This is a genomic window from Brachybacterium massiliense (genome assembly GCF_900184245.1).
In the GTDB taxonomy this organism is placed as follows: Bacteria; Actinomycetota; Actinomycetes; order Actinomycetales; family Dermabacteraceae; genus Brachybacterium; species Brachybacterium massiliense.
On record NZ_FXXB01000007.1, the window covers coordinates 151,133 to 176,895 of the forward strand.

Annotated in this window: 22 protein-coding genes, 2 tRNA genes and 1 pseudogene; 8 read left to right on the plus strand and 17 right to left on the minus strand. The window is 71.8% G+C overall.

What is annotated here, in order from left to right:
- Positions 1–11: 11 nt before the first annotated feature.
- The 8 genes from nrfD to BN4251_RS07385 all read right to left on the minus strand — a co-directional run bounded on the left by nrfD (position 12) and on the right by BN4251_RS07385 (position 9,299).
- On the minus strand, positions 12–1,130 hold the full coding sequence (nrfD, locus tag BN4251_RS07345) for an NrfD/PsrC family molybdoenzyme membrane anchor subunit (RefSeq protein WP_087484475.1): 1,119 nt from the start codon (positions 1,128–1,130) through the stop codon (positions 12–14).
- Positions 1,127–2,128: a 4Fe-4S dicluster domain-containing protein gene (locus tag BN4251_RS07350; protein WP_087484476.1), complete on the minus strand. Its 1,002-nt coding sequence runs from the start codon at positions 2,126–2,128 to the stop codon at positions 1,127–1,129. The genes nrfD and BN4251_RS07350 overlap by 4 nt, the downstream gene beginning before the upstream one ends.
- Positions 2,125–5,421 (minus strand): formate dehydrogenase-N subunit alpha, encoded by a 3,297-nt coding sequence (gene fdnG, locus BN4251_RS07355; RefSeq protein ID WP_170931877.1) that lies wholly within the window; start codon positions 5,419–5,421, stop codon positions 2,125–2,127. The genes BN4251_RS07350 and fdnG overlap by 4 nt, the downstream gene beginning before the upstream one ends.
- Before the next feature lie 10 nt (positions 5,422–5,431).
- Complete coding sequence (locus BN4251_RS07365) at positions 5,432–5,944, minus strand: hypothetical protein (protein ID WP_087484478.1); 513 nt, start codon at positions 5,942–5,944, stop codon at positions 5,432–5,434.
- 113 nt (positions 5,945–6,057) lie between these two features.
- Positions 6,058–6,402: a chorismate mutase gene (locus BN4251_RS07370; RefSeq protein WP_087484479.1), complete on the minus strand. Its 345-nt coding sequence runs from the start codon at positions 6,400–6,402 to the stop codon at positions 6,058–6,060.
- The gene (gene clpX / locus BN4251_RS07375) at positions 6,399–7,739 is read right to left on the minus strand and encodes an ATP-dependent Clp protease ATP-binding subunit ClpX (RefSeq protein ID WP_087484480.1); all 1,341 of its coding nucleotides are present in this window, start codon (positions 7,737–7,739) and stop codon (positions 6,399–6,401) included. The genes BN4251_RS07370 and clpX overlap by 4 nt, the downstream gene beginning before the upstream one ends.
- Before the next feature lie 244 nt (positions 7,740–7,983).
- A complete protein-coding gene (locus BN4251_RS07380) occupies positions 7,984–8,628 on the minus strand; it encodes an ATP-dependent Clp protease proteolytic subunit (RefSeq protein ID WP_170931920.1) in 645 nt (214 codons plus the stop codon).
- A 98-nt stretch (positions 8,629–8,726) separates the two neighbouring features.
- Positions 8,727–9,299 carry an ATP-dependent Clp protease proteolytic subunit gene (locus tag BN4251_RS07385; protein WP_170931921.1) on the minus strand — a complete coding sequence of 191 codons (573 nt, stop codon included), beginning with the start codon at positions 9,297–9,299 and terminating at the stop codon, positions 8,727–8,729.
- 446 nt (positions 9,300–9,745) lie between these two features.
- On the opposite strand from BN4251_RS07385, the gene BN4251_RS07390 reads away from it, so the two are divergent.
- On the plus strand, positions 9,746–10,576 hold the full coding sequence (locus BN4251_RS07390) for a C40 family peptidase (RefSeq protein ID WP_087484483.1): 831 nt from the start codon (positions 9,746–9,748) through the stop codon (positions 10,574–10,576).
- A 359-nt stretch (positions 10,577–10,935) separates the two neighbouring features.
- Here the strand turns inward: BN4251_RS07390 and tig are convergent, their stop codons facing one another.
- Positions 10,936–12,459 (minus strand): trigger factor, encoded by a 1,524-nt coding sequence (gene tig / locus BN4251_RS07395; protein WP_087484484.1) that lies wholly within the window; start codon positions 12,457–12,459, stop codon positions 10,936–10,938.
- Positions 12,460–12,544: 85 nt separating this feature from the next.
- Positions 12,545–12,618, minus strand: a tRNA-Pro gene (locus BN4251_RS07400).
- Positions 12,619–12,756: 138 nt separating this feature from the next.
- Here BN4251_RS07400 and BN4251_RS07405 point away from each other — a divergent pair.
- Positions 12,757–12,830, plus strand: a tRNA-Gly gene (locus BN4251_RS07405).
- Positions 12,831–12,907: 77 nt separating this feature from the next.
- Here the strand turns inward: BN4251_RS07405 and BN4251_RS07410 are convergent.
- Positions 12,908–13,552, minus strand: coding sequence for a response regulator (locus BN4251_RS07410; protein ID WP_087484485.1), 645 nt, complete (start codon positions 13,550–13,552; stop codon positions 12,908–12,910).
- On the minus strand, positions 13,549–14,649 hold the full coding sequence (locus BN4251_RS07415; RefSeq protein ID WP_245810244.1) for a sensor histidine kinase: 1,101 nt from the start codon (positions 14,647–14,649) through the stop codon (positions 13,549–13,551). The genes BN4251_RS07410 and BN4251_RS07415 overlap by 4 nt, the downstream gene beginning before the upstream one ends.
- Before the next feature lie 119 nt (positions 14,650–14,768).
- Here BN4251_RS07415 and BN4251_RS07420 point away from each other — a divergent pair, with 119 nt between their 5' ends.
- The 5 genes from BN4251_RS07420 (at position 14,769) to BN4251_RS07440 (ending at position 19,687) form a co-directional block, all read left to right on the plus strand.
- Positions 14,769–15,524, plus strand: coding sequence for an ABC transporter ATP-binding protein (locus BN4251_RS07420; RefSeq protein WP_087484486.1), 756 nt, complete (start codon positions 14,769–14,771; stop codon positions 15,522–15,524).
- Entirely contained in the window at positions 15,521–16,321 is an 801-nt protein-coding gene (locus tag BN4251_RS07425) for an ABC transporter permease (RefSeq protein ID WP_087484487.1), read from the plus strand. The genes BN4251_RS07420 and BN4251_RS07425 overlap by 4 nt, the downstream gene beginning before the upstream one ends.
- Before the next feature lie 103 nt (positions 16,322–16,424).
- Positions 16,425–17,942, plus strand: coding sequence for a DNA-3-methyladenine glycosylase 2 (locus BN4251_RS07430; protein ID WP_087484488.1), 1,518 nt, complete (start codon positions 16,425–16,427; stop codon positions 17,940–17,942).
- Positions 17,939–18,451: a methylated-DNA--[protein]-cysteine S-methyltransferase gene (locus BN4251_RS07435; RefSeq protein WP_087484489.1), complete on the plus strand. Its 513-nt coding sequence runs from the start codon at positions 17,939–17,941 to the stop codon at positions 18,449–18,451. The genes BN4251_RS07430 and BN4251_RS07435 overlap by 4 nt, the downstream gene beginning before the upstream one ends.
- 12 nt (positions 18,452–18,463) lie before the next feature.
- Positions 18,464–19,687, plus strand: coding sequence for an aminotransferase-like domain-containing protein (locus tag BN4251_RS07440; protein ID WP_087484490.1), 1,224 nt, complete (start codon positions 18,464–18,466; stop codon positions 19,685–19,687).
- Here BN4251_RS07440 and BN4251_RS07445 read toward each other — a convergent pair whose 3' ends face one another.
- The 3 genes and pseudogenes from BN4251_RS07445 to BN4251_RS07455 all read right to left on the minus strand — a co-directional run.
- Positions 19,688–20,413 (minus strand): class I SAM-dependent methyltransferase, encoded by a 726-nt coding sequence (locus BN4251_RS07445; protein WP_087484491.1) that lies wholly within the window; start codon positions 20,411–20,413, stop codon positions 19,688–19,690.
- Between the two features lie 4 nt (positions 20,414–20,417).
- Positions 20,418–21,926, minus strand: a complete 1,509-nt coding sequence (locus BN4251_RS07450; RefSeq protein WP_087484492.1) for a hypothetical protein — start codon at positions 21,924–21,926, stop codon at positions 20,418–20,420.
- Positions 21,923–22,474, minus strand: a pseudogene (locus BN4251_RS07455) (ABC transporter ATP-binding protein); the annotation flags it as partial. The pseudogene BN4251_RS07455 and the gene BN4251_RS07450, both read right to left, overlap by 4 nt.
- A 470-nt stretch (positions 22,475–22,944) precedes the next feature.
- Between BN4251_RS07455 and BN4251_RS07460 the strand changes: the two are divergent.
- On the plus strand, positions 22,945–23,484 hold the full coding sequence (locus BN4251_RS07460) for a CarD family transcriptional regulator (protein ID WP_087484494.1): 540 nt from the start codon (positions 22,945–22,947) through the stop codon (positions 23,482–23,484).
- Between the two features lie 53 nt (positions 23,485–23,537).
- On the opposite strand, the gene BN4251_RS07465 is transcribed toward BN4251_RS07460, so the two are convergent.
- Positions 23,538–24,851, minus strand: a complete 1,314-nt coding sequence (locus tag BN4251_RS07465; protein ID WP_087484495.1) for an MFS transporter — start codon at positions 24,849–24,851, stop codon at positions 23,538–23,540.
- Positions 24,852–24,982: 131 nt separating this feature from the next.
- A complete protein-coding gene (locus BN4251_RS07470; protein WP_087484496.1) occupies positions 24,983–25,645 on the minus strand; it encodes an SRPBCC domain-containing protein in 663 nt (220 codons plus the stop codon).
- Between the last annotated feature and the right edge of the window lie 118 nt (positions 25,646–25,763).

The following is a 25,763-nucleotide window of genomic DNA, read 5'->3' on the forward strand; positions in this document are numbered from 1 at the left end:
CGGGGGCCCGCTCAGCCCACGGTGGTGATCGAGTCGTCGCTGATGCCCGCGGCACGGCGCGCGGCCAGGCGCTCCTTCTGCGGCTCGATCACGCGGCGCGGATCCTTGACCGACTCGAGACCGGCGTGGAGCACCCCGAAGCGGGTCAGGGCCGAGGAGGCCAGCAGGGCGGCGCCGCTCGCCGCGGCGATCCACCGGTTCCTCCCGCCGAGCACCGTGCCGATGCCTCCCACGATCGCGAGGCGCTCGGCCCACGTCAGCATGGTCCCGGGCCGGCCGGTCTCGAGGGGCTCAGCCTCGAGCGGATGCATCGACTCCTTCATGCGGTGCATGGAGACCACGTCCCCGACCACCCCGGCGGTGGCGAGGAGGCGTGCCGGTCCGGTCTCCGCGACGGGGCTGGTGACCATCGCGGCACCGCCCGCGGCGAGGCTCGCCGAGGAGACGAACAGGTAGGACAGGTGCCCGCGTCCGGCCTCCCAGGTGGGGACCACGGTGTTGCCCAGCAGCGCACCGGTGTACGAGGCGAGCACCGGTGCGAGCACCACCTGTCCGAGGGCGGCGGGCCCCTCTGCGGCGCCCAGCAGGGGGCGCAGAGGGCCGAGCGGGAGGCGCTGGCCGCTCATCCGGTCCACCTCGAGCGCGCCGAGCACGCCGGAGAAGGTGCCGAAGCCGCCCACGATCCAGGTGCCGAGGCTCATCGGGGAGGTCACCTTGACGGTGCGCATCATGTTCAAGAAGCGTTCCGGCCGGCCCAGGTCCTCGATCAGGGCGAGGGTGCCGAGCCCCACCGTGCCGAGCGCGGTGAGACGAGCGTTGCGGCGCAGGGCGGGGCGCTCGGTGCACTGGGCGCCGAAGGCGAGCATGCTCGAGCCTGCGGCGACGCCGCCGAGGAAGAGGTAGATCGCGATCGGCCCCTTCCACGGCGGGGCCTTGACCACGGGGCGGCCGTAGTAGGAGTCGAACTGGTCGGCGCGCTCGACCTCGATGTCCTCGACGACGGCGCCCTCGCGGGAGCCGTCCCCCATGCCCATCTCGTGCAGTCCGCGTCGGCGCCTGCCCCCGCCGCGGCGGCGTCGCCGGCGGCCGCGCTCGGGCGGACGGTCGGCGTCCAGATCGGTGATGCTCATCGACGCGACCCCAGGAAGGAGAGGGCGACGGCGGCGACCATGCCCGCGGCGGCGATCCCCGCCCGGGCGTAGGTGCGCGGCAGGGACTTCGTGGGGACCTGCGGGTCCGGCGGCAGGCCGTACACCTCGGGCTCGTCCAGCAGCAGGAACACCGAGCCGGTGCCGCCCACGCCGTCCTTCGGGTTCGCGCCGTACAGGCGGGCCTCGGTCATGCCGCGCTCGTGCAGGTCCGCGACGCGGCTGCGGGCGTCGGCGGTGAGGTCGTCGTGGTCGCCGAAGGTGATCGACTGGGTGGGGCAGGTCGCGGAGCAGGCGGGCTCCTCCCCGTCCACCAGACGGTCGTAGCACAGCGTGCACTTGCTGGCCGTGCCCATCCGCTCGTCCTTCTCCTCACGGTGGGCGAACGGCGAGATGGTGCCGTCGTCACGCCGTTCGATCACGCCGAAGGGGCAGGCGCTCACGCAGGTGCCGCAGCCGTTGCAGACGTCCTGCTGGACCACCACGGAACCGTACTCGGAGCGGAAGATCGCGCCGGTGGGGCACACGTCCAGACAGCCGGCGTTGGTGCAGTGCTTGCACACGTCCGAGGACATCAGCCAGCGGAACTCGGGGGTGTCCGGCGGGGTGCGGTCGGTGCTCGAGAGGTCCCCGGCGGGCAGCGCGCCGCGGGTCCCCGAGGACTTCGGGCCGATGCCGGGCATGCCGAGGCTGACCAGCTTGCGGCCCGATTCGCGGGCCTGGTCGATCCGTTCCTGGCCCTGCTCGACGAAGGCGACGTGCCGCCAGGTGTTGGCCCCGAGCTCGCCGGTGTTGTCGTAGCTGGAGCCGAGGATCTCGAGGTTGCCGTCGATGGGGTTGCGGTTCCACTCCTTGCACGCGACCTCGCAGGCCTTGCAGCCGATGCAGATCGAGGTGTCGGTGAAGAAGCCCTTGCGCTCGTGCTCGTGGCCCCAGCCCGCCTCCGCGGCGGGTCCGTCCGGTCCGGAGAGCAGGGTCATCGGTTCTTCATCTCCTTCATCGAGCGTTCGCCGCTGGGGACCGCGCTGGCCTCCTCCGGTCCGCGCACCTCATGGGGCACGGTGCCGTCGGCGGGTCCGGCGCCCGGTGCCCCGGCGGCGCCGTCCACTGCCGGATCCTCGGACGGGATCAGCCCTGCCCGTCGTCGGTAGGCCTCCACCAGCCTCCCACGCTCCGGTCCGCGGGGGCGCCGTCCCGGCAGGAGGGCGCAGGAGTTGTTCTTGCTGTTCTGGATCTGGGTGTTCGCATCGAGGTTCATGCCGATCAGGTCGTTCGCGCCGTCGCCGCGCACGATCGCCTCGGTGCCCTGGCCCCAGTGGAAGGGCAACCCGATCTGGTGCACTGTCCGCTCCCCCACCTGCAGCGGCTTCATCCGTTCAGTGACCAGAACCTTCGCCTCGATCGCGCTGCGGGCGGAGATGATCGTGGCCCAGCCGTAGGGCTCCAGGCCCACCTCGGCGGCGAGCTCCGGGGACACCTCGCAGTACATCTCCGGCTGCAGCTCGGAGAGGTAGGGCAGGAAGCGGCTCATCCCGCCGGCGGTGTGGTGCTCGGTGATCCGGTAGGTGGTGAACACGTACGGGTAGATCTCGCCGCCGGGGCCCATCGCGCCCGGGGAGGAGAGGTTGTCCTCGTCCTGGAAGGTGACCCGAGTGGGGTTGGACTGCTGCGCGTACAGCGGGTTGCGGATGTTCGACTCGGGCGATTCGTAGTGCGTGGGCAGCGGCCCGTCCACCATCCCGGTGGGGGCGAACAGCCAGCCCCGGCCGTCGGCCTGCATCGTGAAGGCGTCGGTGCCGGCGAGCGCGGCGGCCCCGCCCTGGGACGGATCGCCCGGGTCATCGGGTCGCTTGGTGAGCGGGAAGTCGGGGACGTCATGGCCGGTCCAGCTCCCGGCCTCCTCGTCCCACCACACCAGCTTCTTCCGCTCGCTCCAGGGGCGGCCCTGCGGATCGGCGGAGGCGCGGTTGTAGAGGATGCGACGGTTCGCGGGCCAGGCCCAGCCCCAGTCCGCGGCCATCTCGTCCTGCTCCTGGCCGGGGGTGCGGCGGCGGGCCTGGTTGATCCCGTCGGCGTAGACGCCGGTGTAGATCCAGCAGCCGCCGTCGGTGCTGCCGTCGGCCTTCATCTCGGCGAAGGCCGAGAGCGGCTGGCCGGCCTTCTCGCCGCTCAGATGGCGGCCGTTGATCTCGGCGAGCACCGCCTCGGCGTCCGGCTCGCCGTGCTCGTCCACCGGGTAGTCCCAGGTGAGTTCGAGGATCGCGCGGTCCCGCGGGTCGGTGGAGTCCTTGAGCTTCTCCCGGATGCGGCAGCCCAGCTCGTACATGAACTGCAGGTCGCTGCGGGCATCATCCGGCGGGGTCACGGCCTGGTCGCGCCACTGCACCATGCGCTGGGTCTGGGTGAAGGACCCCGCCTTCTCGGTGTGGTTCGCGGCCGGCAGGAAGAACATCTCGGTGGCGATCTGCTCCGGGGTGAGCTCGCCGGACTCGATCTCGGGCCCGTCGCGCCACCAGGTGGCGGACTCGGTCATGTAGAAGTCGCGCACCACCATCCATTCCAGGTTCGCCATGCCCAGGCGCTGGAGACGTCCGTTCGCGGAGCCGACGGCCGGGTTCTGACCGAACAGGAAGAACCCGTCGACCCCGCCCTCGAGCATCCGCATGGTGGTCTGGTAGGTGCCGTGCGCACCGGTCAGCTTGGGCAGGTGGTGGTAGCCCCAGTCGTTCTCGGCGGTCGCGTGCTCGCCCCACCATGCCTTGAGCAGGTTGATGGTGTAGATGTCCGCGTTCGCCCAGAAGCCCTTCTGCTCCTTCGTGCCGATCGCGCGGGTGAACTCGGCGAAGTCGTCCTGGCCCACCTTCGGCATCGGCAGGTAGCCGGGGAGGATGTGGTAGAGCGTGGGGATGTCCGTGGAGCCCTGGATCGTGGCGTGCCCGCGCAGCGCCATGATGCCGCCGCCGGGGCGGCCCATGTTGCCCATCAGCAGCTGCAGGATGCCGGAGGTGCGGATCATCTGCGCGCCGCCCTGGTGCTGGGTCCAGCCCAGCGCGTAGGCGAACATCGTGGTCCGCTGACGGCCCGAGTTCTCCGCGATGGCGGTGGCGAGGTGCTCGAAGTCCTCCGGGGAGATGCCGCAGGTGTCCTGCACCATCTGCGGGGTGTAGCGCGCGTAGTGGCGCTTGAGGATCTGGAAGACGGTGCGGGGGTGCTGGAGCGTCTCGTCGCGCTCGGGCAGTCCGCGCGCGAGGGAGTCCGCGTCCCCGGCGTAGGCCCAGGTGCCGTTGTCGTAGGTGCCGCTCTCCGGGTCGTAGCCGGAGAACAGGCCGTCCAGGTCCTCGGGGTCGCCGAACTGCTCGGAGATGATCGTCGAGGCGTTGGTGTATGCCTGGACGTATTCCTTGAAGAACAGCTCGTTCTCGAGCACGTGGCGGATCACGCCGCCGAGCAGCACGATGTCGGTGCCCGAGCGGATCGGGATGTGCCGGTCGGCGTTCGCGGAGGTGCGTGTGAAGCGGGGATCCACATGGATCACCCGGGCGCCGCGCTTCTTCGCCTCGATCACCCACTGGAAGGCGACGGGGTGCGCCTCCGCCATGTTCGAGCCCTCGATGACGATGAGGTCAGCGTTGGCGAAGTCCTGCACGGACTGCGTGGCACCGCCACGACCGAACGAGGCTCCCAGACCGGGAACCGTGGCGGAGTGTCATATGCGGGCCTGGTTCTCCATCTGGATCGCGCCTGCGGCCGTGAAGAACTTCTTGATCAGATAGTTCTCCTCGTTGTCGATGGTCGCCCCGCCGAGGCTGGCGATGCCCATCGTGCGCCGGAGGGGACGGCCCTGCTCGTCCTCGTCCTCCCAGTGCTTGCGGCGGGAGGCGATGAAGCGGTCCGCGATCATGTCCATCGCGACGTCGAGCTCGAGGTCCTCCCACTGGGTGCCGTATGGCCGGCGATAGCGGACCTTCGTCTGTCGCAGGTGGGAGTTGGCGAGCTGCTGGCTGGCCGCACCCTTGGGGCACAGCCTGCCGCGCGAGACCGGGGAGTTCGGGTTCCCCTCGATCTGGATGACCCTGCCGTCCTTGTGGAACACACGCTGCCCGCAGCCGACGGCGCAGTAGGGGCAGACGCTCTCGGCGACTCCGTCGGCCTCGACGGTGCGCGGCGCGGTGCCGCGGGTGCGCGCCGACGTCACCGCGGTGCCGCGGCCCGTCGGATCCGCCCCGCGAAGCTGCCGGAGGACCGGCCAGTCGAGGAACGTGATGCGCGCCATGACGGCCATGCTACCAACGAGGCGGCGTGCCCCGGAGGGACTCGTCCTCAGAGCAGATGCACGTCAGGCCGCGGCAGCGGCCAGCTCTCCTCGACGGGCGGCGGGAAGGTGGGGCACACCGGAGCTGCGGCGGGAACCCGATCCGGAAGACCTCCGGCTCGGGCCGGATCACCGGGCAGCGCGGGAGGTCGAGGTCGATGCGCGGGGGCCTCGGGAACGGGAAGGGCGCGGGGTGCGCGACCGCCACGGGCGCTCCGTCGCCGGAGGCGCCGTCCTGCTCCTCGGCGTGGCAGTGCAGCTCCTCCCCGTCGGCGCGCAGCGTCTCGATCGCGTGCTGCAGGTGCCCGCGCACCCGGCCCCGCCAGTGCTCGCGGAACGCCTCCGCGTCGGGGCCGATCCAGGTGACGGCCCCGATCAGTCCGTCGCAGGTGGCCAGCAGATCCTCGATGCGTGCGGCCGCACCGGCGCAGGCCGCCCCCTGTGCTCGCACCGCATCGGTCTGGGCGCCCCAGAACCCGTTCATCGTCGTCTCCCCCTGTCGGACATCTTCCGTTGAGAGGAAACCTACGGCTCCGCGAGGAGACCGTCGATGGGGAGGACTTCCCATGCCGGCGCCCGGGCGAGGCGTGCGGCGGATCAGCTCTCGGCCGGGGCCTCGTCGCGGATCCGCTCGTGGTGGCGGATCACCTCGGTGACGATGAAGCGCATGAACGCCTCGGCGAAGGTGGGGTCCAGTCCCGCCTGGTCGGCCAGCGCCCGCAGCCGGGTGACCTGCTCGCGCTCGCGCGAGGGGTCGGCCGGGGGCAGGCCGTGCTCGGCCTTGAGCATGCCCACGCGCTGGGTGTGGGAGAAGCGCTCGGCCAGCAGGTGCACGAGGGCGGCGTCGATGTTGTCGATGCTGCGCCGCTCCTCCAGGAGCAGCTCGCGGGCGCGCGCCGCGGCGAGGTCGGCGTCTCCGGGGACCGGGTCCGGACCGGTCATGCCGTGCGCTCCTGTCGGTCGTGGTCGCTCTCGCGGTCCGCCTCCTTGGTGGTGACCATGAGCGGGGCGCGGCCCTGGGTGATGACGCCCTCGGTGATGACCACCTTGGCGACGTCATCCCGCGAGGGGACCTCGAACATCACCGGCTGCAGGGCCTCCTCGAGGATCGCGCGCAGGCCGCGGGCGCCCGTCTCGCGCTCGATCGCCTTGTCGGCGATGGCCTCGAGGGCGCTGCGCTCGAAGTCGAGCTCGACGCCGTCCAGGGCGAACATCTTCTGGAACTGCTTGACCAGGGCGTTGCGCGGCTCGGTGAGGATCGTGATGAGGGCTTCGCGATCGAGGTTGGTCACGCTCGTGATGACCGGCAAGCGCCCGATGAACTCCGGGATCAGCCCGAACTTCAGCAGGTCCTCGGGCAGGAGCTTGGTGTAGATCTCCTCCTGCTCGAGCGGGGTGTGCAGCTGCGAGCCGAAGCCGATGCCGCGCTTGCCGATGCGGGAGCCGATGATGTCCTCGATCCCGGCGAAGGCGCCGGCCACCACGAACAGCACGTTGGTGGTGTCGATCTGGATGAACTCCTGGTGCGGGTGCTTGCGCCCGCCCTGCGGCGGCACCGCGGCGACCGTGCCCTCGAGGATCTTCAGCAGGGCTTGCTGCACGCCCTCGCCGGAGACGTCGCGGGTGATCGAGGGATTCTCGGACTTGCGGCCGATCTTGTCGATCTCGTCGATGTAGATGATGCCGCGCTCGGCCTTCTTGACGTCGTAGTCAGCGGCCTGCAGCAGCTTGAGCAGGATGTTCTCGACGTCCTCGCCGACGTATCCGGCCTCGGTGAGCGCGGTGGCGTCCGCCATTGCGAAGGGCACGTCGAGCATCTTGGCGAGGGTCTGGGCGAGGTAGGTCTTGCCGCAGCCGGTGGGCCCCACCAGCATCACGTTCGACTTGGCGACCTCGACCCGGTCGTCGGAGGCGTCCGCGTCCTCGGCGAGGCTCGTGGCGGCGCTCTTGGCGGGGCTGGCCGACTCCTCGGCGTCCTGCGCGCGCACGCGCTTGTAGTGGTTGTAGACGGCGACGGCGAGAGCGCGCTTGGCGGGCTCCTGGCCGACCACGTACTCCTCGAGGAAGTCGAAGATCTCCTTCGGCGCGGGGAGCGGCTTCTCCTCCTGCACGGCGGGCTGGGCGGCCTGGATCTCCTCGGCGATGATCTCGTTGCACAGCTCGATGCACTCTTCGCAGATGTACACGCCGGGGCCGGAGATCAGGCGTTCGACCTGCTTCTGCGACTTTCCGCAGAAGGAGCACTTGAACACGTCGGACCCATCGCTCGTGCGCGCCATGTCCGTGTCCTTTCATCAGGCCGTCAGCGGTTCGTCCACCCATCCGCCGAGTCGCAGCTCGCGGCTCGCGGACGCTCACCACGGTACCGCGAGGAACCTGCCCAGGCCGGGGACGACGCGCCCCGGGAGGCGGGGCACGCGTGAAGCGGAGGCCCCTGACCGCGCCGGTGGGTGCGGTCAGGGGCCGATGCTCAGGGGCGCGGCACTGGTCCGTGCGCCGGGCGGCGGCAGGACCGGTGGGCGCTCACTGGGAGATCTGCGAGCGCGGGACCTTGCGCGACTCGAGCACCTGGTCGACCAGGCCGTACTCGAGAGCGGCCTTGGCGGTCAGGATCTTGTCACGCTCGATATCGGTGCTGACCTGCTCCTTGGTGCGCCCCGAGTGGAAGGCGAGGGTCTCCTCGAGCCACTCGCGCATCCGCATGATCTCGTTGGCCTGGATCTCGAGGTCCGAGGCCTGGCCGCCGCCCTGGCCGCCCATCGCGGGCTGGTGGATCAGGATGCGGGCGTTGGGCAGCGCGAGGCGCTTGCCCGGCGCGCCTGCCGCCAGCAGCACCGCGGCCGCCGACGCCGCCTGGCCGAGGCAGACGGTGGTGACGTCGGGCTTGACGTACTGCATCGTGTCGTAGATCGCGGTCAGCGCCGTGAACGAACCGCCCGGGCTGTTGATGTAGAGGGTGATGTCCCGGTCCGGGTCCTGCGACTCCAGGACGAGCAGCTGCGCCATCACGTCATCGGCCGAGGCGTCGTCCACCTGGACCCCGAGGAAGATGATGCGGTCCTCGAAGAGCTTGGTGTACGGGTCCTGGCGCTTGAGGCCGTAGGCCGTGCGCTCCTCGTACTGCGGGAGGATGTAGCGCGAGCTGGGCATCGGGGCCGACGGGGCCATGTATCCGGCCTGGGCGGTGGGCAGCGCACCGATGGTGCGGGGATCGAAGGTCACGGGGTCTCCTTGCGTCAAGGGTGTCTTGGGGTGCCGGGGTGGGATCAGTCGGTGCCGCCGCCGCCGGAGACGTCACTCGCGCCGGTGACGATCTTGTCGATGAAGCCGTACTCCAGGGCCTCCTCGGCGGTGAACCACTTGTCGCGGTCGGAGTCGGCGGTGATCTGCTCGACGCTCTTGCCCGTCTGCTCAGCGATCAGCCCGGCCAGGGTGCGCTTCATCGACAGGATGAGATCGGCCTGGATCTTGATGTCGGTGGCGGTGCCGCCGAGTCCGCCGAGCGGCTGGTGCATCAGCACGCGCGTGTGCGGGGTCGCGAACCGCTTGCCCTTGGCGCCGGAGGAGAGCAGGAACTGGCCCATCGACGCCGCCATGCCCATCGCGACCGTGACCACGTCCGGCTGGATGTACTTCATGGTGTCGTAGATGGCCATGCCCGCGGTGATCGAGCCGCCGGGGCTGTTGATGTAGAGGTAGATGTCCTTCTCGGGATCCTCCGCGGCGAGCAGGAGCAGCTTGGCGCAGATCGCGTTGGCGTTCTCGTCCCGCACCTCGGAGCCGAGCCAGACGATGCGCTCGCGCAGCAGGCGCTGGTAGACGTTGTCGTCCAGCCCCATCGGGGTGTCGCCGGCGGCGGCGCGGGGCGGGGAGGTCAGGTCGTGCTGGGCGGTCACGGTGTCTCCTTGAATCCGGAAATCGTCGATGTGACGACTCTAGGCGCTGGGTGGCGGCGGCGCGGGCCCTGTTCGCCGCAGGCGCATTGCGCGCCCCGGCCCTTCCTCCGGCTCCCGGGGCTGCTGCCGTCGTCCCTGCGGCGACGGTCCGGGACGCCTCGGGATGTGGCCCGCCCCTCGGTGCTCGGTCAAGGCGGGGCGCATTACGGTCACGTTCCCCCGGCATCGGTAAAAAGCGTCCCAAATCGACGGTCCGGCTCTGCCAAGCAGGCTGACCGGGCCCTGTCAGCGCTTCTACTGTGGCGTCATCGCCCCGAACGGATTCGGCGGCCCTACAGCCTGCAGTACACCCCGGCCCCGGCCGGGCCCGGAAGGAACGAACGCACATCATGGCTCAGAACAACACGCACCGCCTCCCCGGCCGCGCCCAGCTGCCCACCCGTCACGCCCAGCGCGCCGCGCGCGGCGTCGGCGGCGCCGCCGTCCTCGGCACCGTGGTCCTCGGCTCGGCCTTCGTCGGCGGCTCCGCGCAGGCGGCTCCGGCTGCGCCCGCCGCTCCGGCCGCCCCGGCCGCGAGCGCCCCCGCCGCGCCGGCCGCTCCGTCGGTCACCGCCCCCTCGGCCGTCCTCGACTCGACGCAGAAGCTCCGCTGGGGCTCCCGCGGCGGTGCCGTGCAGGATCTGCAGGCCGCCCTCAACGACCACGGCGCGAACCTCGCCGTGGACGGCGTCTTCGGCAAGCGCACCCATGCCGCGGTGAAGAGCTACCAGTCCTCCAACGGCCTCCTGGTCGACGGTGTCGTGGGCCCGCAGACCCGCGGTGCGCTCAACGGCGGCAGCGGCGTCTCCACCGGCGGCGCCTCGGCCCCGACCTCCTCCTCGAGCTCGAGCAGCAGCGCCATCGTGAACGCCGCCCGCTCGGCTCTCGGCACCCCCTACAGCTGGGGCGGCTCCTCGCTCGGCGGCATGGACTGCTCCGGCCTGGTGAACTACGCCTACAAGGCCGCCGGCATCGATGTGCCGCGCACCTCCAGCCAGATCGCCAACGGCGGCCGCTGGATCTCGCAGTCCGAGGCGCAGCCCGGCGACATCGTCGCCTGGTCCGGCCACGTCGCGATCTACGCCGGCAACGGCCAGATCATCGACGCCTCCGGCTCGAAGCAGCGCGTGGTCGAGCGCGGCATCTGGGGCAACCCGATCGGCTTCGTGACCTACCGCTGATCTGCTCCTCGCAGCTCAGCCGGCCCGGCTCCCCCACAGGGAGCCGGGCCGCTGTCATATACGGGCGCGCGTGAGGTGCACGGGGCTGGCATGCGGAGAGGATCGGTGACGGGTGCGGGCTCTGGGTGAGGTGCACTGCCGATATCGCCGGTGCATGCTCCCTGGATCCCGTACTCGTCGGCCCGAGGCTCCTGCGGCGGGCCGGGGCTCGCGCACAGCGTGCAGCAGGGCACCGGCACCGGCACCGGCACCGGCAGCAGGCCGCTCTCCAGTGCTCGACACCCATGACGACGACGGCGGGCCGCCACCCCGAAGGGTGACGGCCCGCCGTCGTCATGTGCCCCCTCAGGGGCGGAGGATCACTCGCTCTCGGGTGCCTCGTCGGACTCCGCCTTCTTGGCGGCAGCCTTCTTCGCTGGCGCCTTCTTGGCAGGAGCCTTCTTGGCGGGAGCCTTCTTCGCGGGCTTCTCCTCCGCAGCGGCCTCGTCTGCCTCCTCGGCAGCGGCGGCCTTCTTGGCCGGAGCCTTCTTCGCGGCGGCCTTCTTCGCGGGAGCCTTCTTCGCGGGCTTCTCCTCCGCGGCGGCCTCGTCGGCCTGCTCGGCGTCGTCGCCCTCGGAGTTCAGGCCCAGGTCGAGCACATCGCCGGAGGCGTTCTTCACGGTGACATCCGCGAGGACGACCTCGAGAGCCTTGGAGCGCTGGACCTCGGAGAAGATCTGCTCGAGCTGGCCGGACTGGGCGAGCATCTGCAGCAGCTGGTTCGACTCGATGCCGTACTGGGCCGAGAGCTGGGTCATGTAGTTCATGAGGTCGCTCTGATCGACGTTCACCTCGCGGGTGCCGTTGATCTCGTCCAGCAGGAACTGGGCGCGCACAGCCTTGACGGTGTCCTCGCGGATCTCCTCGCCGTGCGGGTCGCCGGCCTCCTTGCCCTCGTTCTCGAGATGGGAGAGGATCTCGTCCTCGACCAGCTGCTCGGGCACCGGGATCTCGAGCTCCTCGAGGAGCTTCTCCAGCAGGGCGTTGCGGGCCAGGGCCACGCGGTTGCCCTCGGCGTCGGCGGCGGCCTGCTTCTTCAGGTCCTCCTTGAGCTCGTCGATGGTGTCGAACTCGGAGGCCATCTCGGCGAACTCATCGTCGGCCTCGGGCAGCTCGCGCACCTTGACGGACTGCACGGAGACCTTGACCAGGGCCTCCTCGCCGGCACGGTCGCCGCCGGCCAGCTTCGAGGTGAAGGTGGTGGTCTCCTCGGCGGAGAGGCCGATGAGCGCCTCGTCGAGGCCCTCGAGCATGTTGCCCTCGCCGATCTGGTAGGAGACGCCCTCGACGGACTCGATCTCCTCGTCCTCGATGGTCGCGACCATGTCGACGGAGACGAAGTCACGGTCCTCGGCGGGACGGTCCACGCCCACCAGGGTGCCGAAACGCTCGCGCAGCTCGTCCAGGCGCACCTCGACGGCGTCCTCGTCGACCGAGGGCTCCTCGATCTCGACCTCGTAGGTCGAGAAATCGGGCAGCTCGATCTCGGGGCGCACGTCCTGCTCGACGGTGAAGAGGAGGTTCCCGTCCTCGGAGCCGTCCAGGCCCGGGACCTCGGTGATCTCGACCTCGGGGCGGCCGACGGGCTTGATCTCCGCCTCGGCCGCGGCCTGCTGGTAGAAGTCGGGCAGGGCGTCGTTGACGGCCTCCTGCATGATCGCGGGGCGGCCGAAGCGCTGCTCGACGAGCTTGGAGGGGACCTTGCCCTTGCGGAAGCCCGGGATCTGCACCTGATCGGCGATCTTCTTGGTGGCGGTCTCGACGGCAGGCTTGAGCTCGTCGAAGGGCACCTCGACGGTGAGCTTCACCCGGGTGGGGCTGAGCTTCTCGGACTCGGTCTTCACTGGTCAGGTCTCCCTGTAGATGGACAGTAGGTGGACGTTTCTGGTGACGCCCCGGAGCTCGCACGACGGCGACCCGGCGACGGAGTCGGGGTGACAGGATTTGAACCTGCGACTTCCCGCTCCCAAAGCGGGTGCTCTACCAAGCTGAGCTACACCCCGGAGGGCAACCTGGGGAATGTTACCCGTTCCGCCTGGGCCGCGCGCCGATCAGCCCGGGGCCCTGTGAGCAGATGCATGTCGCCTCCGCCACTGCGGATGTGCTCTCACGCCGCTGATCTGGTTCAATGGGACGGCAACGCGGGCGTAGCTCAATGGTAGAGCCTCAGTCTTCCAAACTGATTACGCGGGTTCGATTCCCGTCGCCCGCTCCACGGCTCGAGGCCGCGGCATCCACCGGATGTCGCGGCCTCGTCGCTTCCCTGCCGTTCACGGCGGGTGGGCCACCCTCCTATCCGAGGACTCCTTCGCGCAGGGCACGCAGCACCGCGCTGGTGCGATCCCGTGCGCCCAGCTTCTGCAGGATCATCGAGATGTGGTTCTTCACGGTGCCCTCTGCCAGGTGGAGGAGCTCGGCGATCTCCCGGGTGGTGTAGCCCTCGGCGAGCATGCGGAGCACGTCGATCTCCCGGTCGGTCAGCGCCCGAATCGGAGCAAGCCCCTCCTGAGCCGGCACCGGGTCGGAGCGGATCGCGCGCAGCAGCCCCTCGGTGATCGAGGGGGAGATCAGGGTGCCCCCGGATTCGAGGGTGCGCACCGCGCGGGCGAGCTGCTCGACGGTGACGTCCTTGAGCAGGTAGCCCCGGGCTCCGGCGCGCAGCGCCTGCAGCACGAGCTCGTCGTCATCGAAGGTGGTCAGCACGAGGACGGGCACCTGCGCGCCCTGTGCCTTGAGCTGTTCGAGCGCCCAGATGCCGTCGTGGCGCGGCATCCGCAGGTCCATCAGCACCACGTCCGCGGGGTGCCCGGCGATCGCCGTCAGCGCCGCTTTCCCGTCGGCCGCCTCCGCCACCACGTCGACTCCCGCCACCTGCAGCAGCGTGCGGATGCCCTCGCGGACGAGCGCCTGGTCATCGACCACGATCACGCGGGTCATGCCGCCGCCACCCGTCCGGTGACCACGAAGCCCGCGGTGCCGTCGACGGTGAGCTCCCCGCCGAGTGATTCGAACCTCTCGCGAAGTCCGCGCAGGCCGTTGCCGAGCTCGGGGAGGCGGGCACCGATCCCGTCATCCCGCGCCACGAGGGCGAACTGGTCACCCTCGCGGGAGACGTCGATGCTCAGCCGGCACGCCTCGGAATGGCGGATCGTGTTGGTCACCGCCTCCTGGGCCAGGCGGAGGAAGGCGACCTCGTGCTCTTCCTGCAGGTCCAGCCCGGGACCGACCGAGATGTCGACGGCGAGGCCGGGGATCCCCTCGACCATCTCCTCCAGGCTCCGGCGCAGATCGGAGGGACGCGCGCGCATCTCCCCCACCGTCGCGCGGACATCGCGCAGCAGCCCGCGCGCCACCTCGTCCGCGCGCTCGATGTGTCCCCTCGCCGTCTCATCGTCCAGGTGCCGCGCGGCCTCGAGGTTGAGGGTGAGCACGGTCAGCTGGTGTCCGATCAGGTCATGGAGCTCCCTGGAGATCCGCAGCCTCTCCGCGGTGCGGGTCGAATCCGCCAGCAGCACCCCCGCCGCCTTGAGCTCCACGTGCGCCTGTGCGAGCTCGGCGCGCATCCGCTTCTCCCGCAGCAGGGTGGCGGTGCTGAACACTGTGGCCAGCTGGATCAGCAGGTAGAACCCTCCCAGCATCAGCGACTCGAACCCGTCGGCGAACCAGAGCTGCGTGACCAGCAGGATGATCCCCGTGTTCAGCAGCACGATCACCATCGTGAACGGGAGCCTGACAGAGTAGACACTGATCGCGGCGGTGACCACCACCAGGATGTTGAGCAGCCCCATCCCGGGGACCGTGAGCACCAGGATCCAGGAGCTCATGACTGCGGCACCGAGCGCAGCGCGCCCGAGCCCGGACCGCTGCAGGACACCGACGGTGAGGACGCTCGCGAGGTGGACGGTGAGCAGCAGCACCCACAGCGCGAGCGGTATCAGCGGGTCGGCCAGACCCAGCAGCGCCGGCAGCGCCACCGCCACCGAGACCACCAGCATCGCCACCCCGGCCCAGACTTCGGTGCCCAGTCCTCGCATAGTCCAACCCTACGGTCCGTCTCTGCCCGGCACCCCTGCCGATCGTCATGGTCGGCGGTCCTCCCGGAGATGACGGAGGGCAGAGGCGCGGCGGGGCTCCGGTTCCATAGCGTCGGAGCATGACGACGCAGAGCTTCGAGTCCCCTGCGGTGCAGGTCGAGGACCTCGCCAAGAGATACCGAGATGTCCTCGCCGTCGACGCCGTCAGCCTGAGCGTCGGCGCTGGCGAGACACTGGGGATCCTCGGCGCGAACGGGGCTGGCAAGACCACGACGGTCGAGATGATCGCCGGGCTGCGCCGCCCCGATGGCGGGAGCGTGTCGGTGATGGGCATGGACCCGACCCGAGACCGGGCGCGGGTGCGGCAGGTCCTGGGCGTCCAGCTGCAGGAGGGCTACCTGCACGGCGCGCTGACGGTGAACGAGCTGCTGACGCTCTACCGGAGCTTCTATCCGGATCCGCGGCCCTATACCGAGCTCCTCGACCTGGTGGAGCTGACGAGCAAGGCCGACGAGCGCTTCGAGAAGCTCTCCGGAGGCCAGCGTCAGCGAGTGTCGGTCGCTCTGGCTCTGGCCGGGCGCCCCCGGGTGCTGATCCTCGACGAGCTCACCACCGGCCTCGATCCCGTGGCCCGGCGCCGCATGTGGCGCTCGATCGAGCAGCTGCAGTCCGAAGGCGTGACGATCCTCCTGGTCAGCCACGCGATGGATGAGGTCTCCCGACTGTGCGACCGGATCGTGCTGCTCGAGGGCGGACGCGTGCTGACCACCGGCACCCCTGCAGAGGTCGTCGCCGAGGCCGGGACCGCCACTCTCGAGGACGCCTTCGTCGCGCTCACCGGCCAGGAACTGCCCGAGATGGAGGTCTTCGAATGAGCACCGCAGCCCCGCAGCACGACGCTGCCGCCGAGCCTCTCCCCCGCCCGCACCGTCCGGGACTGCGCTCGCTGCTGATCATGGTGCGTGCCGAGGCCCGGATGGTGGTCCGTGACCCGGCCGGCCTGATCACTCCGCTGGGCCTCCCCCTGCTGATCCTGCTCACCAGCGCATCGTCGGCGAGCCGGGCGGTGCTCATCGAGGGCCGCACCGCGCTGGATCTGTTCGTGATGCCCCTGGTGATGGTGATGGTGCTGACGTTCATCGGGGTGCTGAACATGCCGAGCTTCCTGGCCTACTACCGCCGGTCCGGGATCCTCAGACGACTGGCCGTCACCCCGGCATCCCCGATGATGGTGCTGGTCGCGCAGGTGATCGTCTCGATCCTGCAGTCCGTGCTCGGGATCGGTCTCGCTCTCGCGGTCGCGGCGATCGTCTTCGAGGTCAAACCTCCGCTGCATCTGGGTGCCGCCGTGGGCGTGCTGGTGCTGTGCGCGGCCGCGATGTACTCGGCGGGGATGATCGTCGCTGCGATCGCCCCCACTCCCAGCGCCGCGGTCGCGATCGGTCTGGTCGGCTTCCTCGGCCTGGGCGCGCTGGGCGGGATGTTCGGCGGCCGCGATGCGCTCCCCGACCCCGTCGCGGAGATCGGTGCGCACCTGCCGTTCGGCGCGGGAGTGGATGCGCTCTCCGCCGCCTGGGCCGGCCAGAGCGTCGACGCCGGCTCGCTGCTGTCCCTCGTGCTCACCCTGGTGCTCGGTCTGGTGATCGCCCTGGCGCTGTTCCGATGGGAGTGAGCGGCAGCTTCTGAGGAGTGCGAGGTCCCCTGCGGTGAGGGCTCCGCACCACCCTGTCCTGATCCCGCTGGCGCCGCAGGCCGCACAGGGGTTCACTGGGGGCATGGAGACGCTCACCGAGGATCAGCGCTACGCGGCGATCTGCGCACGCGATGCGCGCTTCGACGGGGTCTTCTTCACCTGCGTGCGCTCCACCGGGATCTTCTGCCTGCCCTCCTGCCCGTCTCGCACACCCCGCCGCGACCGTGTGGAGTTCGCTCCGAGCGCGGCCTCTGCCGTCGAGCGCGGCTACCGGGCGTGCAAGCGGTGCGGTCCGCTGGCCCCGCCCGGTGCCTCCCCCTCCGAGGCGGCCGGGTCGCTCAGCGACCGCGCGCTCGAGCTGATCACGGCCGGCGCGCTGGACCCTGGGCCCGACGGCGCCGTGCACGTGGCGGATCTGGCCGCCCGGCTGCACGTCACCGAGCGCACCCTCCACCGGGCGCTCGTGGAGGCCACCGGCTCGGGCGCCGTCGCCCATGCCCGACTGGCCCGTGCCCGGCGCGCCCATGACCTGCTGACCAGCACCTCCTGGCCGCTCGCGCAGATCTCGGCGGCCTCCGGGTTCGGCAGCGAGCGGCAGCTGCACGAGACGGTGACCCGCATCTACGGCCGCCGGCCCTCGGCCATCCGGGACAGCACCCCTGCCGCGCCGCGCGCGTCGCGCTCCGCGTCGGCCGAGGTCGCGCTGGTGGAGGCCGCGCTCGCCGTACGACGCCCCTTCCACGGGCAGGGTCTCGCCCGCTGGTTCGCGGCGCGCGCGATCCCGGGTGTCGAGCATGTCGTGGGTCTGCGCTGGAAGCGCGCGGTGCCGCTCCCCCACGGCCCCGCAGTGCTCGAGGTCGATCTGGGTGTCCCCCGCGGACCGCTGCCCCTGAGGGCCCGTCTCTCGGACCCTCGGGACATGGCCGCGGCGGTGAGCCTGGCCCGGCGGATGCTGGACCTCGAGGCCGATCCGGTCGGGATCGATGCGGGGCTCCGCTCCGCCCTGCCCGTCCTCGCCCCGCTGCTCGAGTCACGTCCGGGCGTGCGCCTGCCGGGGACCCCGAGCCTTGCCGAGGCGCTGCTGTGGGCGGTGGTGGGTCAGCAGATCACCACCGACCGTGCCCGTGCGCTGCTGACCGAGGCCACGGATCTGCTCGGGACCGCGCTGCCGGAGGCGATGCGGGACGAGCACGTCCACCGTCTCGCCGCCGCCCCCGCGCTCGCCGCGGCACGCGCCGAGGAGTGGTTCCGCGGCCCCGGTGCCCGCCGCCGGGCCCTGACGGATCTGCTGGCCGCCCCGCCGGATCCGCATCTGCCCCTGCCCGAGCTGCGCGAGGAGCTGCTGGCCCGGCGCGGGATCGGCCCGTGGACCGCCGACTACGCGCTGCTGCGCGGGGCACGCGCGATCGATGCGGCACCGGCGCGGGACGTGGCGCTGCTGGCCGCCGCCCGCGACCTCGGGCTCGCCGAGGACTTCCCGGAGCTGCAGACGGCGCTCGCGGTCGCCTCGCCTTGGCGCAGCTACGCGGTGATGCACCTGTGGCACCACCGCGACACCCTGCCCGCAGACCGCCGCACCCTCCGGAAGGACCGCTCATGACCACCGCTCCCCGCCCCAGCGCCCCCGTGCACCGCGAGATCGACACGCGCCTCGGCCGCTACGTGCTCGCCGCCGACGGAGAGGACCTGGTCGGTCTCTGGCGGGAGGGCCAGCTGCGCTTCCCCTCCGCCGAGCGGAGGGGCGGCCCCGCCGAGGGACCGCATGCCCTCCTCGACCGGGCCGAGCAGCAGCTGCACGAGTACCTCGCCGGCGAGCGCGAGGAGTTCACGCTGCCTCTGGCCCCCGCGGGCACCGACTTCCAGCGCGCCGTGTGGGCGCAGCTCCAGCAGATCCCGCGCGGCACCACCGTCACCTACGGCGCGATCGCGCACGCGCTCGGGCGGCCGCGCGCCGCGCAGGCAGTCGGCGCCGCCGTCGGCTCGAACCCGCTGTCGATCGTCATCCCCTGTCACCGGGTGGTGGGCAGCAGCGGGGCGATGACCGGGTACGCGGGCGGCATCGAGACGAAACAGGCACTGCTGCTCCTCGAGGGCGCCGTGCTCGCGTGACACCATGGTGGGATGACCGTGCCCGCTGCCGCCGATCCCTCCCGCCCGCCGTACCGCTTCCCCGTTGCCGCACGCTACGCGGGGATGGAGTCCTCTCCGCTGAAGGACATCTTCGCCCTCGCCGCGCGTGAGGACGTCGTCTCCTTCGCGGGCGGGATCCCGGACCCGTCGCTGTTCGCCCTCGAGGACGTCGAGGACTGCTACGACTGGGTGCTCGAGCATCAGGGCCATCGCGCTCTGCAGTACGGGGTCAGCGAGGGTGAGGTCGAGCTGCGGGAGCAGGCCGCCCGGCGTCTCTCCCGCGATCTGCCCACCGACGCCTCGCAGATCCGCGTCACCTCCGGCTCCCAGGAGGGTCTGTTCGTGGTGGCCCAGGCGCTGCTCGAGCCCGGTGACGTGGTGCTGGTCGAGTCCCCCACCTATCTCGCGGCGGTGCAGGCCTTCTCCGTGCACGGCGCCCGCATGATCGGGGTCGAGACCGATGACGACGGGGTGGTGCCGGAGGCTCTCGCCGAGGCGATCCGCACCCATCACCCGCGGATGGTGTACCTGATCCCGAGCTTCCAGAACCCCACCGGGCGCACCATGCCCGTCGCGCGCCGTCAGGCGGTGGCCGAGGTGCTCCTGCGCACCGATGTCCCGCTGATCGAGGATGACCCCTACGGTGCGCTGAGCTTCACCGGCAGCACCTGGGCGCCGATCGCCTCCCTGCCCGGGATGAGCGAGCGCACGATCCTGCTGAACTCGATGAGCAAGCTGATGGCGCCCGGGGTGCGCATCGGCTGGATGCGCGCGGAGGGCGAGGTCCTCAACACCCTCGCCGTCACCAAGGCCGCGATCTCCATGCAGTCCTCCGTGGTCGACCAGCTGATGGTCGCCCGGTACCTGGCGACCGCTGATCTGGACGCGCACGTGGCACAGGTCAGCGCCGTCTACCGCGAGCGGCGCGACGCGATGGCTCGGGCCATCGCCCCGGTCCTGCCCGAGGGTGCGCACGTCACCCATCCGGACGGCGGGATGTTCCTGTGGGCGGCGCTCGGCGAGGGCTATGACGCGCAGGACATGCTCGCCGACTCGGTCGAGGCCGGGGTCGCGTACCTGCCGGGGTGGTCCTTCTTCGCCGACGATCCGGACCGTTCGACGATGCGACTGAGCTTCGTCACCCATTCCCCTGCCGTGATCGAGGACGCGATCGGACGCCTCGGTGAGGTGATCGCCCGCCACGGCGGGCGCTGATCAGACCTCGCCTGCCGCGGGGCGCTGCCAGCTCAGCGTGACCCGGAATCCCTCGCGCCTCCTGATCACCGCTCCGGGCAGGATCGCCTCCGCTCGGGAGCGCAGCTCGCCGAGCGTGATGCCGGCCTCCCGCACGGGCATCTGCGCCTGCGCGGCGCGGGCCCGGGTCTCCTCGCGCACCGGCCGCGGATGCTTGACCAGCCCGATCAGCGGGTTGGTCAGTGCATTGGCGATGTCCCACAGGTGGTCGCCAGGGCTGCCAGCTCTCACCAGGGCGACCACGAGCAGGCGGCCACCCGGGCGCAGCAGGCCTCGTGCCTGGCCGAGAGCCTGCTCGACGTCCTGGTGATGGAGCGAGGCGACCATGGTCACCGCGTCGTAGGCGCCGCTCACGCCGGGCAGCGCGGCGTGGTCGGCGAGTGTGCGACGGTGCACCTGCGCTCCGGGGATGGCGCACACTGCAGCCGCGGCGGCGCGCGCCATACCCGGATCGGGGTGGATCCCCTCGGCCCGCTCCGCTCGTGCGGCCAGGCGGGCGAGCAGCGTGCCACGGCCGCATCCCACGTCCAGCACCCGATCCAACCGGGTCGGCAGTGCGCGCAGGATCCAGCGATGGAAGTGGGCGTTGTGGTCCCAGGGATGCCGGGCATTGGCACGGGCGAGCCCGCGCCCGGCAGCGCGGATCAGCGGGTTCGGGGCGGTGCGGAGGTTCCAGGTCCCGTCCATCCGCTCATCCTCGCAGGGCCCGCAGGCGTGCGTGGGTCATCAGCACCATCGCGCCGAGGAGCAGCGCGGCGCCCAGCAGCATCGCGCCCGCTCCGTGAGCGCCCAGGAGCGCGAGCACGGCTCCGGCGAGCAGCGCGAGCAGCACGGCGTCGGCCTGCCAGGCCACCACCGAGATCACCGAGAGGTCGCCCTGCGCGGTGGGCATCGGGGTCATCAGGGACAGCGGCATCGGCCCTTTCGCCGCGTCCCGGGCCCGCCCCGCGATGAGCACCAGCGACAGCAGCACGGGCAGCGCGAGCGCCGCGAGTTCGAGCGCGGCTCCGGCGATCAGGAGCCCGGTCCCACCGCCGAGCGCGGCGAGCACGGCCAGCAGCACCGTCGGTGCCGGGGAGTGCAGAAGCACCTGCATCGCGGCGCTCTGCCCCAGCAGTGGCGGCGCGCCGAGGGTGTGGATGCCATGGCGGATGCCGTCCACGACCGCGCTGCTCGCGGCCCACAGCACGGCGCCGCCCAGCAGCACCGACCCCCAGGCGAGCGGCCCGCCCAGCACTGTGGAGACAGACAGCAGGGCGGCGCCGACGAGACCGGCGAGCACACCGGCGGCGAGCCGCTCGGGGCTGCGCAGCCAGGTCACCGCGTCCCGTCGGGCATAGAGCAGCACGAGCGGGCGCGGACCGATCGCGGGCAGGCGCCGACCGCCCGAGGGCGGGGGTCGGAACCTCCCCGACGCGCCCGCCAGGTCGCCGCTGGTCGCGAGGGTGGAGGCGGACTCCCAACGCGCCGCCTGCTCCCGCAGGACACGGCCTCGCAGGCGGTCCAGCAGCAGCATGCCCGCCGCCGTGGCGGCCGCGCCCGAGATCCCGAGCACGAGCGTCCAGGGCAGCGGGGAGGCGGGCGCCGCGGGATGCACGGCGCCGAGGCCGACGCCGACGGGGAGGGCAGCGGTGATCACCGCGGCGCCCAGCAGCAGCGCCGAGCACAGCAGCCGCGCACCCATCCGGTCCAGCAGCTGCCCGGCCAGCCACGCCGCTGCGAGCAGCAATCCGGTCCCCGCCGCGGCCAGGACGAACAGCACCACCCCGGCAGGATCGGCGTGTCCGGCGGCGCTCAGGGTGGTCCCGGCGAGAGCGGCGAGCACCGCCAGGGCGGTCACGGGCAGCAGCAGTGCACGGGCGAAGGGGCGACGCAGCACCGCTCGTCGGCGCAAGCCGCTCGAGGCGAGGGTGTCGATGAAGAACGGTGCCATCAGCGCTGGTCCCCGCACCGCACCGGCCTGGAGGGCGATCGCGGCGGCGGCGAAGGAGGCTGCGGTGAGGGCCCGGGGGGCGTGGGCGGAGGTGAGCGCGGGCAGCACATCGGGCCGGGCCAGCAGCTGGCCGGCGCTGAGCAGCCCCGGGATGCCGAGCACGAGCAGGGTCATCGCCGCCAGGTAGAGGAGGTAGAGCAGGTCCGTGCGGCTGCGCGCGGTGGTGCGGGTCGCCCAGACCTCCCGGACCGCGGTGAGGTCGTTCATGCCACCGGCTCGAGGGCGAGCTCGGCGGCGGCGAGCTCCTCGCGCAGCCGTGGGCTGTGGGTCGCCAGCACCACCGCGGTGCCCGTCTCGGCTCGGCGGCGGATCGCGGCGCCCACCAGACCCAGACGGTGCGGATCGAGCCGCTGCTCGGGCTCGTCCAGCAGGAGCACCCGGGCAGGCCGGGCGAAGGTCAGCGCGAGGGAGACCAGCTGGGTCTGCCCGCTCGAGAGCTCGTGCGGGAAGCGGGCGCCGAGCTGCGTGATCGCGAGCTCCTCGAGCAGCTCCTCGGCCTGTTCCGCGGCGCTCGTCGCCGGGCTCCCCCAGGTCGCGGCGATGAAGCGCAGGTGCTCGGCGACGGTGAGATCACGTGCCGTCTGCGGCGGGCCGATCAGGGCGGCGAGCGCGGCGCGGAAGCCGCGGTCGCGGTCGTCGGGGGTCCGGCCGGCCACGCGGACCGTCCCTGCGGTCGGCTCGATCAGCCCCGCGAGCACTCTCAGCAGCGTGGTCTTGCCCGCCCCGTTGGCTCCGGTGAGCGCCAGGATCTCGCCTGCGTCCACGGCGCCCGTGGCCTCGAGCAGGAGGACGTTCTCGTCCCGCACCACGCCGACGTCCTCGAAATGGACGAGCTCGCGCTGGTCGGGGCCGGGTGCGGGGAGGTGCGCCATGGGTCCATCGAACCGCATCGGAGCCGGTCCCGGCCTCCGACTTCGGTCTGCACCTGGATCGTCGCCGCTCTGCGGTCGCCGCGGCGACGGATCCTGTGGCGGAAATGCCGACGGGCTCTGTGACGGATTAGGAGACGTCACGCTCTGGATAAGTTGTCAGATCCGTGAGAGACTGAAGGGGCGCCGTCGTAGGTGCCGCCACCCTGTTCCTGCAGGTCGAGCGGCACTCGAGCCACTCCGACACCACCGTGTTCCGGGCCCATGTCCGGCCTGTCACGATGCCGGAGGAGGCCGCCTCGACCCCTCCAGGGCCGCGGTACCGCCGGTGCGCAGGCCCACAGAGGAGGAACCCCTTGTCCGCAGCCGCAGCGTCTGACATCACCATCGCTTCGAAGGTCGGAGAGGTGCTCACGCACCCCGTCCACGGACCGGTCCGCATCGTCTCGAGGTCCACCCGCACGGTCCGGGGCGAGGATCGCGAGTACGTCAACCTGGTGGTGATCGACGACGAGATGAACATCTCCGTGCCGGCCGACGGCAAGGATGTCATCGGGCTGCGCCCGCTGCTGGTGGAGAAGGAGATCTCGGCGCTGATCGCCCAGCTCGCCGAGCCCATCGCCCCGCCCGAGAAGAAGGCCTCCTGGGCCCACCGCATCAAGTCCCTGCAGATGCAGCTGCAGACCGGCCGCCTGAGCGACCGCGTCGAGGTCATCCGCAACATCGTGCGCGACTCCGGCGGCGTGCCCTCGAGCCTGGCCGAGCGCAACCTGCTCAAGCAGGCCATCGATCCGCTGGCCTCCGAGATCGCGATCGCCCGGTCGATCCCGCGCGAGGATGCTCAGCTCCTGCTCCAGAACACCGCCGAGGGCGCCCTCGAGGCCGCCGCCGCCTGACCGGCACGGCCGGCCCGACGGGCCCACTCGGCCTCGCGACCCGCTGCCCCGCCTCACCTCCTCCGGGTGCTCCCGGAGGGCGTGACGCGGGGCAGTATTCGTGCCAGCCATAGCCCGCCGCCCACGCAGAGGGCGCCGGTGGCCGCTCCGGCCACCGCGACCGGGGCGAACAGCGTGATGCCGGTGACGATCAGCGGTGCCGTGAGCCGCCCCGCGCCCAGCATGGTGTTCCACCAGGCGAGGTAGGTGGTGCGGCCGTGCACCGGGGACACGTCGATCCCCAGGGTCATCACGATCCCGGAGCCGAGCCCGTTGCCGAGCCCGATCAGCAGGCTCGGCACCAGCAGCGCCACCAGGGCGAGGCCCTGCCCCCTGCCGTCGAGCGTCGTGCCCAGCACTGCCAGCAGCAGGAAGCCCACGCCCATCAGCAGTGCGCAGGGCACGGCGACCGCCGCCCGCCCCCAGCGGTCCATGAGGGTGCCGGCGGGCAGCACCAGCAGGATCTCGAGCGCCGCGCTCACCCCGAACACGATCGAGATCCAGGTGGGGTCCAGTCCCAGCGCGTCCCCCAGCAGCGGGACGATCACCGGCCGGTTCACGCGCGCCATCATCACCGGGGAGATGCCGACCCCCACGGCGACCATGCGCCGCAGCACGGCGCGGTCCAGCCGGATCCGTGCCGCGGTGCGCACCCGCCGCTCCCCGCGCGGCGCGGCGGGGGCCGGTCCCGCCTCCCCCGGCGGGAGGAACAGGGCGATCATCACGGTGCCGGCGGCGGCGCTCACGGCGAACAGCCCGAACACCCAGGCCATCGATCCCAGGGCGATCACCATCGCGCCGAGCAGCGGCCCGAGCACCTCGCCGATCCGGATCACCCCGCCGAACAGGGTCATGCCCCGTGCTCGCATCGAGGGCGGCAGGGCGGTGCCGAGATAGGACTGCCGGCCCAGCTGCCACACCTGGATGCTCGCCGCCATCACCAGCAGCAGGCCGATCAGCATCAGGCGGTGCGTGCGGTCCCCGTCGCCGCCCACCGCGGGACCGATCAGGATCCAGGCCGCGAGGTTCGAGACCACCAGCAGCACCCCGGTGATCACCAGGGCGCTGCGGGCGCCGATGCGGGAGATCAGCCGACCGGCGGGGATGGGGCCCAGGAACGAGGCGAGGCCGAAGATCACCGACAGCGCGGCGGCGTGCGGGATGGAGAACCCGAGGTCCCTCGCCAGCAGCGGCACCACCGGCATCAGCGCCGCCAGCCCGATGAACTCCAGCAGGGTGGGGGCGTAGACCGAGGGGGTCAGCGAGCGCAGCACCTGGGCCGGGGTGCGCGGATCCCTCGAGGGGGAGCTCTGCGCAGGGGTGGTCACCGCCTGAGTCTGTCACCGGATAGTGAGCCGGGGCAAAGACATCCGGTCGGCGGACGGCACGGCCCTCCGGCGCCCGTCGGCCCGGCGGCACCCACCGCACCGCCGTTGCCGGTCGGGCCGTCCGCGCCGGGTCAGGGGGCCAGGTGCATGCGGGCGGTCTCCGCCTCGCCACGACGTGCGGTCGCCTCGTCCACGCCGGCGGCGATCGCCTCCGCCGCCCAGCGCACCGACCAGGCGCGCAGGAACGCGGCGGCCTCCTCCCCGCGCCGCCACCGCGGGGTGGGGACGGGCACTGCGGCCAGGCAGCTGGAGCGCCAGCCGTCGGTGTGCGCGGCCAGGGCGAGCAGCGCCACCTCCCAGTCGAGGGCGAGGGCGCCGGGACCGGTGCGTTCGAACTCCTCCGCATCGACCAGGGCTGTGTGGCGCAGGCGCAGCTGCGTGGTGCCGTCGTCCTCGGGATCGAGCTGGATCAGCAGGGGGTCCTCCCCCGTACCGCGGTCCCAGGCCAGGGACAGCCGGTGGGGGCTCTCGATCTCGAGCACCCTGCCCCGTGCACCGCCGGGCACCTCGAAGCTCCCGCCCTCCCGTAGCTCGCCGGTGACCGTCCCGAACCATCGGGGCAGCTCCGCCGGCGCGGTGAGCAGGGGCCACAGCTGCGCAGGAGCGCAGTCGACATGGGTGGTCAGGGTGAGGGTCGCGCGCACCTGGCGGTGCCCGTCGGACGAGGTGTGCTCGTGGATCTCGAGCGCCCGTCGAACCGCGTCGACCGCGGAGGGCGACTCCGTGACAGTCATCTTCTCCTCAGAAGTGTCTCAGCCGCTCCGCACCGGCGCCGGAGCGCGGATGCGGACCCTCGCAGGGTAGCCCACGGCCACGTCTCGTGCCACGGGGCGGGACGGTGCGTCCTCGCAC

Bases quoted from the DNA above. Each gene is read 5' to 3' on its own strand.
- BN4251_RS07390 (WP_087484483.1), top strand. From the start codon at position 9,746: ATGGCTCAGAACAACACGCACCGCCTCCCCGGCCGCGCCCAGCTGCCC.
- BN4251_RS07350 (WP_087484476.1), bottom strand. From the start codon at position 2,128: ATGACCCTGCTCTCCGGACCGGACGGACCCGCCGCGGAGGCGGGCTGG.
- BN4251_RS07440 (WP_087484490.1), top strand. From the start codon at position 18,464: ATGACCGTGCCCGCTGCCGCCGATCCCTCCCGCCCGCCGTACCGCTTC.
- clpX (WP_087484480.1), bottom strand. From the start codon at position 7,739: ATGGCGCGCACGAGCGATGGGTCCGACGTGTTCAAGTGCTCCTTCTGC.
- BN4251_RS07445 (WP_087484491.1), bottom strand. From the start codon at position 20,413: ATGGACGGGACCTGGAACCTCCGCACCGCCCCGAACCCGCTGATCCGC.
- BN4251_RS07410 (WP_087484485.1), bottom strand. From the start codon at position 13,552: ATGACCCGCGTGATCGTGGTCGATGACCAGGCGCTCGTCCGCGAGGGC.
- nrfD (WP_087484475.1), bottom strand. From the start codon at position 1,130: ATGAGCATCACCGATCTGGACGCCGACCGTCCGCCCGAGCGCGGCCGC.
- BN4251_RS07365 (WP_087484478.1), bottom strand. From the start codon at position 5,944: ATGAACGGGTTCTGGGGCGCCCAGACCGATGCGGTGCGAGCACAGGGG.
- BN4251_RS07380 (WP_170931920.1), bottom strand. From the start codon at position 8,628: ATGGCCCCGTCGGCCCCGATGCCCAGCTCGCGCTACATCCTCCCGCAG.
- BN4251_RS07470 (WP_087484496.1), bottom strand. From the start codon at position 25,645: ATGACTGTCACGGAGTCGCCCTCCGCGGTCGACGCGGTTCGACGGGCG.
- BN4251_RS07415 (WP_245810244.1), bottom strand. From the start codon at position 14,649: ATGCGAGGACTGGGCACCGAAGTCTGGGCCGGGGTGGCGATGCTGGTG.
- BN4251_RS07385 (WP_170931921.1), bottom strand. From the start codon at position 9,299: ATGGGGCTGGACGACAACGTCTACCAGCGCCTGCTGCGCGAGCGCATC.
- BN4251_RS07450 (WP_087484492.1), bottom strand. From the start codon at position 21,926: ATGAACGACCTCACCGCGGTCCGGGAGGTCTGGGCGACCCGCACCACC.
- BN4251_RS07430 (WP_087484488.1), top strand. From the start codon at position 16,425: ATGGAGACGCTCACCGAGGATCAGCGCTACGCGGCGATCTGCGCACGC.
- BN4251_RS07425 (WP_087484487.1), top strand. From the start codon at position 15,521: ATGAGCACCGCAGCCCCGCAGCACGACGCTGCCGCCGAGCCTCTCCCC.
- BN4251_RS07370 (WP_087484479.1), bottom strand. From the start codon at position 6,402: ATGACCGGTCCGGACCCGGTCCCCGGAGACGCCGACCTCGCCGCGGCG.
- BN4251_RS07420 (WP_087484486.1), top strand. From the start codon at position 14,769: ATGACGACGCAGAGCTTCGAGTCCCCTGCGGTGCAGGTCGAGGACCTC.
- BN4251_RS07435 (WP_087484489.1), top strand. From the start codon at position 17,939: ATGACCACCGCTCCCCGCCCCAGCGCCCCCGTGCACCGCGAGATCGAC.